The 13,016-nt window shown below is 42.8% G+C and carries 4 protein-coding genes and 1 pseudogene; all 5 read left to right on the forward strand.

Features of this window, described 5'->3' with window-relative positions; all coding sequences use genetic code 11:
- The coding region (locus HCJ54_RS14595) for a leucine-rich repeat domain-containing protein (RefSeq protein WP_187138159.1) at positions 1-3,621 on the forward strand (3,621 nt) is incomplete at its 5' end.
- A gap of 1,101 nt (positions 3,622-4,722) precedes the next feature.
- Positions 4,723-5,139 (forward strand): annotated as a pseudogene (locus HCJ54_RS15760) (hypothetical protein); the annotation flags it as partial.
- 1,296 nt (positions 5,140-6,435) lie between these two features.
- On the forward strand, positions 6,436-6,657 hold the full coding sequence (locus tag HCJ54_RS14605) for a hypothetical protein (protein WP_187138161.1): 222 nt from the start codon (positions 6,436-6,438) through the stop codon (positions 6,655-6,657).
- A gap of 246 nt (positions 6,658-6,903) precedes the next feature.
- The gene (locus HCJ54_RS14610) at positions 6,904-7,482 is read left to right on the forward strand and encodes a DapH/DapD/GlmU-related protein (RefSeq protein ID WP_185411790.1); all 579 of its coding nucleotides are present in this window, start codon (positions 6,904-6,906) and stop codon (positions 7,480-7,482) included.
- A gap of 1,122 nt (positions 7,483-8,604) precedes the next feature.
- Positions 8,605-12,540 (forward strand): MucBP domain-containing protein, encoded by a 3,936-nt coding sequence (locus HCJ54_RS14615; protein ID WP_187138162.1) that lies wholly within the window; start codon positions 8,605-8,607, stop codon positions 12,538-12,540.
- The last annotated feature ends 476 nt before the right edge of the window (positions 12,541-13,016 follow it).

Consider the following 13,016-nt stretch of genomic DNA (forward strand, 5'->3'; position numbering starts at 1 on the left):
GCGGAGGGGAATGAAGGGGGGCGGATTCAACAGCTAGCACCATTGGCATCGATGAAAAACTTAGAGCACCTGACCTTGCGAAATGAATTCATCCAAGACTTAACCCCATTAGCGAAGCTCACGCAGTTACAGAGCTTGGATCTCTCCATGAATCGGATTACATCGGTACAAGCGTTACAAGGATTGACGCAACTACAAACATTACGGCTGACAGGGAACCAAGTGACCGATTTTCGGCCATTAGAGGCGCTACCAGCTGTACAGGCAAAGGATACAGCTCATTTTGAAGCGCTCGCTCAAACGATTCAGGCCGAAGAGACAAAGGCGACGGGAGAGACGAGTCAATTAAACGTATATACGCCGGAAGGAGAAAAAATCCCTGCGACTGTGGCCAGTTCACAGGGAGAAGTACAAGCAGAGGATGGCGTTAAATGGCTCCAACCAGGAGAACAACAGATCCAGTATCAGGATACAGAAGGGCAGATTGTGGCGTTTTTACAACAAGAAGTAGTGGGCGACAAGATACGAACGACATCAGTAAAGCCTAGGGCAATGGCAGGAATGTCCGCGATTCAGATACTGGATGCACAAGGGAATATTATAGATCAAAGCTCGTACACGATGATGCCTGGATCTATGGATGTTGCTAAATTAGCCAATTCTGACATGATTGAAGAAGCTATCAAACGGGCAAACCAGGAACTTCCTAATACACAGAAGCAACGTGGAACGGTGCGTTTACCTAATGGAGATTGGTATGTAAAGAATAAAATAAGTCTCCTAGAAGGAGTGGCTCTAGAAGGGCAGGGAAAAACAACGCTTTATCGAATAGTTGGTGATTTTATCCAATCGTCAATAGCGCATATTGATGGAATACGCTATTATGATGCCTTGATTGACATGGAAAGTAATACAAAGATACGTAATTTGACTTTAGATGGACTGCAATCCCCAGATAAAGTAACTACTGATATTCAAGGTGGTATCACAGCCAAAGGAAATTATGGGGAAGGTTCGAATCCCCAGGCACCGACAGCAAAGGATTATCTTCAGAATTTGACCATTGAAGACGTGGCTATCCAAAATATGGCTGGAAGCGGGGTAACAATTGATTTGGCTAAAAACGTCACGATTCGTGGCACAACAGCTGTTACCGTACCCAATCATGCGATGAAAGTCGAGAATGTGAAGGATGATGGTATTATTGGTTACTCGGTGGAAAATATGCGAGTAGAAAATACGCTTACAAGAACTATCGGACATATGGAATCAGCTGGGAAACCAGCACAGCGATACAATGTTTGTGCCACAATGCGCAAGATGCAGCACCCTGACCCAGGTCTGGCTTATTATGTCCGTTACCCCAACAGTCGAGATGTGACCTTCCAGCACAATGTTGTCCTTGACAATCCCTATTGGGAAGGTTTGGATGGGCACAGTGTCCAAGGTATGACGATCGCTCAGAATGTTGTGGTCGGGGTGGATCGCGCCATCGTGGTAGGTGGGCAAGACTATTCCAAAAACGAGGCATTGCCCGTCGATGATAAAGGCTATTATTACCCGTCCCAAGATGTCACTATCACCAATAACCGCATTAATCAAGCCGTCGATCGTCAAACATGGCAACCCAAGAACCAAACCAAAAGCCAAGTAGGAATTGCTGTATGGGGAACGACCCACGTTGCCCCTGGTCCTAGAGTCACCGGCTATACGAATGGCGTGGTGCAAGGCAATGCCATCGATGCTATTGAGCCAAGAGGTGCCGATACGCCCTACTATGGTGCCATCGCGCTGAAGTTGGTCGGCAACAAAGCAGGCACGGAAAACGAAGCGCAGCCACAAGGCATGCAGGTCACGCAAAATACCATCGGAAAAGCTGCCGACAACTCCGTCCAATTAGCGGGCATCAGTTCTGCTGGTGGCACGCGCAATACAACCCTGACCTCGAATCACATCGGGGCGATTGGCAGTAGTAGCCCGGCAGCCCAAGCCGTTATCGGCAAGCGCACGCACGCCCCCATCACGTTACGAGAAAGCGATAACACGATGACGTTTCAACACAACATCATTGCCAACCAGAACGCGGTCATGGTGCAAGACGATAAATATGGCATCCGTTCCAACATGCATCTGGAAGGTCGGACCACGAATCAATGGGAGGACCCGAAAGACAACGCCGGGCGCCAACAGGATACTTATAGTTATGCGATCACCAATGTCCAATGGGACGGCGAAACGGGCACGGTGACGGGCAATGTCGGCAACCAAGTGGGGGCGGTGGAGATCCATCAAGGCAGCCGTTCCGCGGTGTTAGCAAACAACCAACAAGTGGTCGCCAATACCTATACCCGCATCAATCCGGCGACTCGGACATTTCGTATCCAATCCAACGCCTTGAAAGGAACGAACTATCGCGAACTCTATCTTGTAGCGAACAATGATCCGATTAATCTGAACCCCATAACGAATATTTCTGGGCATATCTATAAAGTGAATCTGCAGGCTGTACAACAAGGCGCGTGGTATGCGATCACACCGCAAGCGTATGATGTCCAACAAGACACGCGTTTGCAAGTAAACGTCGGTGCCTTGATTAAACAGGTGCGCGTGGTCGAATACCCCGCGGAGGGAAGTAACGAAGCGATGACAGTGCTCCAAGACAAGGTGCCCGTCGACCAAACATCGATGCAATTTGACTTTCAACTCCCGAATCGCACCAAGGAGGATGTTTACCGTGCCATTTGGATCGAAGGATACGATGCCGAGAACAACCTGGCAACCACACAAAAACTACCCTTACAAGATGCCGCAGGTTTCAAAGTGGCACCCAATCTGTATAATGTGGACACCGTCTCCTTGCGCGGAACCGTTGGACCACTGGTAAACCGGATACGTCTGAGTGAAGATGGCATCGTTAAACGGTTGCTCGCGATCTCCAACCCAGCCGTTGAGTTTGTCATGAGTTTGAAAGGACATGTGACCCCATCGGATAACCGAGCCATCCAGTTATCTTCCTATGATAAGTTCGATAAACTTCGCCAAACGACCAATGTGGAATGTGTGAAGAGTGGCATGGGGATGACGATTCCGACCTATGATTTGAGCCAATCCGAGCTGACCGGCACATTAGAACCGAATCATGCCATTGCCAAAGTGCATATACAAGTAAATGGTAAGACTGTGCAAGTGGTGGACATTCCACCGGGCACCCAGACTTTCCGAGGCGATATGACAGGCAAAATCCCATCCGCACTCGCCGAAGTCACGTTATTGCCAGAAGATAAAAACGGCTATATCTGGCAGAAATACCAAGCCACCGCGCAGCTCGTAGATACGCGTTACGACCTGGCCTTAGACACCGGGGCAGCGGCTTACTTTTATGGCAAAACGAATGTGACAGGAAAAGTCAACAGTAGCCTGGTCGGACGCATTGAAATGTGGGTCGATGGCGTGCGCAAAAATAATTACGCGGTGCTAGAAGGTAGCGGTACCTTCATGATCAACATGGCTGGACGGGTGCCGAGCGCCACCAGTCAAATCACGGCCAAAATCTACGACCGCGCCACGGACACGTTACAAAAAGAACAAGAAGTACCCATGTTACCAAGTAGACCATCTTAATACAAAAAAAGAAGGTGCTTGTCACCACGTTTGGTGATAGGCATCTTCTTTATACAGAATTTGTAGAAAAGGGATAGCACTTAAAGGGATATAAAAGTGCTATCGTAGAAAAATACATGAAGACATGTACTGTGCGGCAATCATAGCATAAAATAGACGCAGATTCAATAGACGTTTAACAGGAGAAGAGAAGTAAAGGATAACAAGAAGTAAAATGCCTGATACTACTTAACTTCAGAACATAGGAAGTATAAAATATGGGAGAAATGCACGGCAATAGTTCTCCCATATTTACAAATATAAGAAAAAAGAGATTGCTATTTACAAGTGTTGTGTGATACATTTTAGTGGAGATGTATTGCTCAATTACAAACAGAAAAGGGGCTTAACAAGATGAAAAAGGGACTATCACGAGTACTATTAGTCATGATCGCCATTGCGATGATCGTGTCTACGATTCCAGCATACGAACCGCATGCGGAACAAGGAGTGCCACCAGCAGAAGGAACAATAGAAGGCACGTCAGAAAAAACAGAAGTTGTCGAGGAACAGGTGGAAAAAGAGCAACAAGACACACAAATGACAGAAGATGAGAAGACAGAACTCTCTTCCGTGAAGGTAGACGGCGATTGGAAAGATCCTTACTATGAGGGTAAAAGAATGTTAAGAAGTGTGCAGGATAAACCAGAAAAAGCAACGATTAAAACCGTATCGAACGGTGTTGGAACTGGAACAGGTGCGATGAACTTGTCATGGAAAGCGATGCCAGGTGCGACAGGGTATAAAGTGATTATTGGTAACGGCTATAACTACGAGTATTTTACGGTAGGGAATGTGACATCATGGACGACGAAAGGCAAAGGTATTTTCCCTACCAAAGCAGAACTAGACAAAGGTTTGTATCGTTTCCATACGGATGGAAAAGGAACAGAATTTGCGAATGATCCGACGCAATTATACGAGAATACATTTAAAGCAGGAACGACGTGGACATTGCGCGGTCAAAAGAAATATATTATCCGTATTTTAGCGATGTATGCTAGTGGAGATGGTCCAACATCCGATATTACGGAGGCGGTAATGCCACCAGAAACACTACCAGCAAAACCAGAGAAATCGACAATTAAAACGACATCTAGTGGTGCTGGAACAGGTACAGGATACATGGATATCTCATGGCAAGCCGTATCTGGTGCGATTGATTATAAAGTAGTCATCAGCAACGGCTACAACTATGAGTATTTCAACACAGGAAATGTGACCAATTGGTCTACCAAAGGGAAAAATATCTTCCCAACACAAGCCGAAATAGTAAATAAACAATATAAGTTCCATCAAGATGGCAAGGGCGTGGAATTTGCGAGTGATCCACGTGCATTGTACGAGAACGGCTACCAAGCAGGAAGTACGTTTGGCTTACGTAACCAGACGAAATATATCGTGCGTATTCTAGCTGTTTACCCATGGGGAGACGGTCCAACATCGGATATCACGGATGCAATCATGCCAATCGAGCAAATGGCGAAACCGACGGTAACGAGTTATCGTTCCGAAGGTGATGCAAGTACAGGGTACTTGGATGTCAGTTGGCAACCTGTAACCGATGCCATTTCCTATAAAGTTGGGCTGTTCAACGGGTTTAACTACCAATACGTAAACGTAGGTAAAACAACGAACTGGAGTACCAAAGGGAAGAAATTGTGGGCATCCAAAACAGATATTGCGAATGGAAACTACCAATTGCATACAGATGGGACAGGTAGTGAGCTACCAATGGATCCGATGCAGACATATATCGCAGCGAACAAAGCGAATCCAAATGTGAACTATAGTGATCGTTTATTCTATTACACTCGTGTTATTGCAGTTCTGACCGATGCAGAAACACCAGTATCTGATGCGGCTGTTGTGACAATGCCGTATAAGACAATTGATGATGTGGACTTATCATCGAGAGGAATTGATGATAAAGTAGGGGCTATTGATTTATACTGGGGTGAGGTAACAGGAGCTCAAGGGTATATAGTATGGGTTTTTGACGGATTAACATACAATAGATTTGATGTAGGAAAAGCAACAGGTTGGACGTCGCAATCTCAAAACTTATGGCCCACAGTTGACGAAATAAGCCAAGGCAAAGGTTCACTACATTTTGATAAGAAAGGATCAGAACTATCGATTACTCCAAGTCTTGTTTACAAGGCAAATGGGAGCAGTTATTCTGATAAAAATGTATATTGGACAAGGGTCACTGCCTATGATAAAGACGGGCAAACGATTGCTATCAAACAAAATGATACCATTAAGATTGAAGCTTTACCTAGTGATGGGGCAAGAACTGTCGTAGAAGGGAACGTCGTTCAGATATATCCAAGTGCTGCCGATGCGGATGAAGAATCGGAAGAGATAGGACCAGAAGTTGATGAAGAAAATGGTTATATCATTGTCTCTGATGAGGACTTAGGCTTACTAAAAGCGGCAGGTTCTACTCAAGTATCAAGGTGGGGTGGATGGAGTTATACGCACATTGCTGTATCAACAGGTGTAGCAGGGAACGCGCTTAATCTTGCTTTTTACTCTGGATTAGCAGGCTCTGTAGCGATGTTTGGAATCCCAGCTTGGGCTATAGGGAGCTTGCTAGGAGGTGCGCAATTGACAAACCATGGTCAAGCGCCTGGTAGGGAAGTAGCGAAAAAATGGGATAAAAACAAAAATGGTTGGATTGGTTTCTACAAACAGTGGGGATACAATGCTGCTGGCAAACAAGTTGCATCTAGGTATACCACTAAATAGTTGCTAATGGGGGTGAGAGCATTGTATAAAAAATGGAATGATTTTTATGAGGAGCATCCTTATTGGAGTGTCTTGATAATAGTTAGTGTAAGTAGTGGGATAACTATTTTGATAGAATATATAGTAAATCGTGATTTTATAGTAAGTGGTGATTTTTTAGAATTCGGATTTTATGGAGTACTATTTTATACTATTGGATGGTTATTACTTGCTAGGAGAAGAGTGAAAAAAAATAAAAAGTAGTTCATTTAAAGAAAGGGCGCACTGAAAAAAGTGAGGCTCTTTCTTTGTATATGTGGTGTCAAAAAGCATGCTTTTTGACACATTCAGATAAGAATAGAAATCACGTCTCAAAATATCCGAAAATAGATTTTGAAACATATTGCTTATGTAGTATGTTTTTTGATATATGTTGAGAAAAATGGAACTTTTGACTTAGCCCCCAAATTTATTTATGATGGAAGGTACAAGAAGAAAGAGGTGTGCTACATGGAAGAATCAACATTATTGGAAAAAATAAGTAATCGAACGATATTAGAAAATGACCCGTTATTTGCGGAAATTCATCACATCGTAAAGGAGAACAAAGAAAATGTGTGGCGGTTAAACACTAGTTATTTATCGGAAAAAGAAAGAAACGATGTGGTTTCGGATATTATAGGGAAACCCGTAGATCCAACATTTTCTGTTAATTTGCCTTTATATACGGATTTTGGTAGACATTTATATATTGGAAAACATGTGTTTATTAATTGTAATGTTATGCTCACAGACTTAGGCGGTATTTACTTAGAAGATCATGTACTGATTGGCCCAGGTGCAACAATATTAAGCGTAAACCATCCAGTGGACCCTGCCATTCGAAGAGGACTTCAATTGAAATCTGTGAGAATTAAAAAGAATGCTTGGATTGGAGCAGGTGCAACAATTCTTCCAGGTGTGACGGTAGGAGAAAATGCAGTAGTAGCAGCGAATGCAACCGTTACGAAGGATGTGCCGGATAATACGATAGTAGCTGGAATTCCTGCTAAAGTTATCCGATCCATTGATACGGAAGAAAATATCTAGAGTTTAAAATTATAGACTTGATCAGTATGACTAGGAAAGTCTGATTTCCTGGTCTATTTATATGACTAGAAAATCGTCTATAAATGAAAGTCTATATATTGTCATAGAAGAGACCTGTATTCCAATACATAGCACTAGCATAACAAAAAAAGAGGCACACAACATGTGTCTTTTTTTGTTGGGGATGTGGTGGTTAATCTCCTTAAAAACGTCAATTTGGATATTTTGCGTTAAACGGATCAATGCAAGCGTCATCTTTGGCGTTTTTTTGAGAATTAATGCCTTATTTTGTATACATCATTTACATGTGAAAACAGATACAATAATTAAACAGAGTCGTGATGAGGCTATTTTTCATCACCAATAAAAGGAGTGGAATCATACTATGCAAGCATATCAAAGAAGAAAGAAATACCGAAGTTGGATCCATATAGGGCTAGTAGGTGTATTGCTAGGAAGTGGCGTTCTCACATACGTCCCCCGAATTCGTTCGCATATAGCATAGAAGCCAAGACGCTGACGGATACCCAAAGCAACAAGGACAACACCAACCATTCCAGCCAATAGTACCTATTGCTCGCTTTTTCCAGATACAAAATTAGCGATAACAGTGGCGAAACAAATGTACCCCAGCGCCTATTTCGAAGGTTTGGGTTTGGGATAAAAAGTAACACAAGAAGAACTCAACCGAGTGACAGAAATCAGCGAAAACTGGGATATTACCGAAAACCCAGATCTGTTAGTAGGTTTGAATAAACTGGAATGGATCTCAATCGTAAATAATAAAGTGCAAGATATTTCGAGGATAAAAAATTTAACCATTTAGGTTTAAGAGGCAATCAAATCACGGATGCAAGCCCGATTGCTGGGTTAATAAAATTGGGACTTATTGGTTTTCCAAGTGGGAGCTCTGTTCAAAGTTTGGAACCATTTCAGAGCCTATAAAATTTATGCAGGATATTTTAGGTTTAAAAGCTGGTGACGTAGTAGCTATCAGTCTATGTGAAAGGTATAGGGGGAAATCTGGCAAAGTAAGAGATAACTGTACTAGCTGAGTAATGTAGACATGGTTCCGTCATTTAGAATAGGAGATCAAATATCAATGAAAAGGGAGTAGGAAATATGAAGCATCTTAAAAAAATAGGCGTATACCTTAGCATTTTATTACTTTTAGGTACAAGTTTACCTTCAGAAATTTATGCGGTATCAATAACTGACAAAATGCTGCCAGAAATAACTGGAAAAATGGATAAAAAGAGTTTGCGAAAGGAAAAATTGGCCAAGTTCACGAAACAAATGACAGCGGCAAGTACTAAACAAGCGAATGAAATCGTCATCGATGGGTTAATCTATACGTACGATACCACAACGAAAACAGCAACGTTGACTGGAGATTCTAAAAACCGTGGGAAATTGGAAGTCCCATCCTCCATTACCATTCAACAAGAAGTCTTTACTGTTACCAAAATTGGTGATTACGCCTTTCGAGGATCATCTAATATATTTTCCGCGGTAATTCCTGGAAGCGTCAAGGAGGTTGGTGATTACGCCTTTAGTGTCAGCCATTTGAAGATTTTGACCATAGAAGAAGGAGTAGAGGTGATAGGAAGCTTTGCCTTTGACTTTACTGACCTAGAGGAAGTGATATTGCCAGCGAGCATGAAATATATTGGGCTTGCGTCTTTTTCACTGTGCGATTACTTAAAACAAGTTACAATTAAAGGAGCACCAGTTATTGAGGAGTCAGCATTTGCGGTGAATGACATAGCAAGGCTGCATTTATCAGATGAGATTCGTGAGATTGGTCCTTTTGCGTTTAGCGGTAATCAACTGAAAAACATCCAACTACCGAAGAGGTTAGAAAAAATAGGCGCAGGTGCTTTTTATAATAATCAAATTACTACCTTGACATTACCCGAAAATATGACAAGCGTTGGAGATCGGGCTTTTTATCAGAATCAGCTACAAGAAGTACATGTGTCATCCTCGCTGCAAGATATAGGACAAGATGTATTTGCTGTTAATCCAGCGTTGATGAAATACTTCGTAAAGGGATCAGGGAAGGATGCCTTTGTATCTGCTTCGAAAAATGCGAGCATACTAGATGGTGCTGTATTACACGAGGAGGGCGCTGCGAAAAGTCAGTATACCACGGATAAGCGATATTACTACCTGAAAACTGGAGAAAAGCTAGATTTGAGTGTACAGGATATCCCATTCCTTTTTCAAGGGGACCAGAAAGCATGGAAATCAGCTATTGTGTGGGAAAAAGATGGGAAAACGCTGGCTCGAAATGTAGATACATGGCAGGTTACCATGGATGGTGTTTCAGCCGAGGGAGTTTATCAAGCAACGGTGTTAGGTGAAAAATTAGATCCGATTACGGTGGTGCAAGGTGAAGAGCCAGTCTCTGCCCCAGTAACCGTCACCTATCGCGATGCACAAGGGAACTCGCTCGCCCCAGATGATGTGCTACATGGTATCTATGGTGATGCATACACAGCAACAGAAAAAACGATCCCAGGCTATCGTGTCACAACACCACCAGAGAATCAAAAAGGGACATTCACGGCTGTGGCACAAACAGTTTCTTATGTCTACAAGGCTGTAACAGCGAAGGCGATTACAATTCGCCATATCAATGAATTCGGGGAGTTAATCCGAGCACCAGAAGTCCTCGAAGGAATTTACGGAGACGTGTTGGAAGTACAGGCAAACCCAACGACGGAATACCAACTATGGAAAGCGCCATGGCAGACCAACTACACGTTCTCCGAGGAGGCACAAACCATCACTTTCCAATACGCCAAAGATATTGTACCACTGGGAAGCACGTATAGGTCTCTGTTTAAAAAAGAAGGATTGATTGTTAAGGCGGTTATGGAACAATTTGGAGATTTCATGGATGATCCTGTGACACAAGAAAAGATGGATCAAGTAAAGGAATTAACTATTGATGATGAATCTGCCTGGTTTTACAATGTAGAAATGGAGGGTTTAAAATATGCGCATCATTTGAGGAAATTAGTGTTAGATGATTGGTCTTATTTTCCATCGCCAGGCTATTTGGGAACGATTACAAATCTAGATGCATTAGCCAATCTCGCGGATCTAGAAGAAATCTCATTAGAAGGGGAAATGATAGAAGATATTACAGGCCTAGACAAATTATCGAAGCTTAAGCATTTGAATTTGGTGGGGAATCTAATTACAGATCTCACACCATTGACACAAATGCCGAAATTAACTTACTTGGATTTAACGCACAATTTAATTAAAGATGTCAGTCCTTTAGCTGGGATGACACAATTAGAATACCTTGGTCTATCACAAAACCAAGTGGCGCAATTAGAGCCATTTGTTTCGCTGACTAATTTACAGGAACTATATATAGGAGGCCCCATCAGTGATTTTCGCTTATTAGATGATTTACCATTGATTCATAATCCAGAGGCTAAGTGGCGTTTTGATGCGGAGATTCAATTGCCGGACGCCGTTGCAGGAGAGCCCATTTTTATGCAAGCCTTTGATCCATTTGGGCGACAAATAACATTTTCTTATTCTGAATTGGACGGATCATCATACTTTGCTGGTAAATACGATGGAAATGCTTATGCTACATTCTTCAGAGCAGGGGACGGCCAAGTGACGTTTATCATGAATAGGGACGAGCTAAACACGAAAGGGTATGTTCGTATTGAATTTCACCAGCGGATACTACCTTCTAGTAAGGCTGGGGCTCCTGTGACGGTGCGGTATGTGGATGGAGCTGGAGCTACTATTGCAGAAGAAGAAACACTAGAAGGCACGTATGGGTATGCTTTCGAAGCGGATATAAAAGAAATAGCAGGATATAAACCGAAGCTTTACCAACGAGATGCGACGGGCTATTTCAGTGATAAAGCGCAGACCGTGGCGATTAATTATGAAAAAGAAGCGGTACCAGAAGCGAAAGCAGTCACAGTCAACTATGTGGATGAGTCTGGACAAACGATTGCAGCAAGGGATGTTTTTACAGGAACATATGGCGAAACATACGAAGCCCAAGCAAAGGAAATTGAGGGTTATCAGTTACTGCAACAGCCAGATAATAGAACAGGGAAGTTTACGGAACAGGAACAGACCGTAACGTTTGTGTATAAAAAAGAAGCGGTACCAGAAGCAAAAGCTGTCACGGTCAACTATGTAGACGAGTCTGGACAAGCAATTGCTGAGCATTCGGTATTAACGGGTGTTTTGGGGGACAGTTATACAGCAACAGCACTTGAAATACTGGGTTACCAATTAAAAGAGGCGCCAAGTAATGCTAGTGGTACATTCAGCGAAGAGGAGCAGACTGTAACGTTCATTTATAAAAAACAAGTGGAGCCAGAAGCGAAAGCCGTGACAGTAAACTATGTAGATGAACAAGGACAAACGTTGGCTGCAAGTCGTGTACTAGAAGGCGCATACGGGGAACCCTATCAGGCACATGCCCTCAAAATTGCAGAGCATACAATAAAAACAGTACCAGCTAATGCGGTGGGAATATTTACAGAAAGCACGCAGACCGTAACATTTGTGTACATGAAGCAAAGCGAAGCATCTCCAGATTTAGGTCAAGGGACTGTGGACATCGTGCACATGGATGAGACTGGAAAAATGCTAGCAGTAGAGCAACTGGTTGGGAATATTGGAGAAACGTATATGGCTCAAGAGAAGACGTTCGCTGGTTATCATATCCAAACACGCCCTACGAACCGAACAGGAGCTTTTACACCAGAAACCCAAACCGTTACGTTCCTCTATAAAAAGAACGAGGGGTTGCCAAGTCAAGTATCTCCACCAACTATCGTGTCCCCTTCACCAGTTGGTCATGGTATCGTGATTGCACCCCCAGCTACAGTGCGGTCCATACCGAAACGAGCATCAGAAACGAAAATCCCAATGGCGACAACCGAAGCGGATAAAGCACCAGAAAAAATACCTGCATTGGGAAGCACACCATGGAATGAGATGCATTTTCTGATTGGGGCGGCTTGTATACTGTTAGGCCTCCGCTTATTCCGGAAGTATTAGACTATAAATTCCAGTAAAATAATTAAAAATTGGAGAGATTATGGGACATAAGTTTAACTAAACTCAACGGATGTCCCATAATCATGTGGATAAAAGCAAATAGAAGAAACACGCCATGAAGTGGAGAAATAGATAGCTTTTTTGCAGAAATGAGAGCAACTTGATAAGGGGAGCTCTATCTTGTCTGCTTTACGAATATCAGTTTCCATATTAATGAAGTTGGAAAAAGATGATCATATTATTAACCAGAGTGAAGCCCCCCATCTCGGGCCAGAGATGAGGGCTTCTTTTTGGTTAGACGTACCGTCTACTTTCTTTTTTTCTTTTCTTTGAGTATCAAACAATGTATGTTATAACCATAATATGCGATACTGGATAGAAAGAGGGCAATTTCCGTGAATGAAGTAGAACCGATTAAAGATTTGGCCAAAATTGATCTTATGAAAGATATTTTAGCAAATGAAAAAAGACCAGCA

The sequence above is a fragment of the Listeria grandensis genome (assembly GCF_014322885.1).
Taxonomy (GTDB): domain Bacteria; phylum Bacillota; class Bacilli; order Lactobacillales; family Listeriaceae; genus Listeria_A; species Listeria_A grandensis.

Excerpts from the sequence above, each read along its gene's own strand:
- HCJ54_RS14610 (WP_185411790.1), top strand. The coding sequence starts at position 6,904 with ATGGAAGAATCAACATTATTGGAAAAAATAAGTAATCGAACGATATTA.
- HCJ54_RS14615 (WP_187138162.1), top strand. The coding sequence starts at position 8,605 with ATGAAGCATCTTAAAAAAATAGGCGTATACCTTAGCATTTTATTACTT.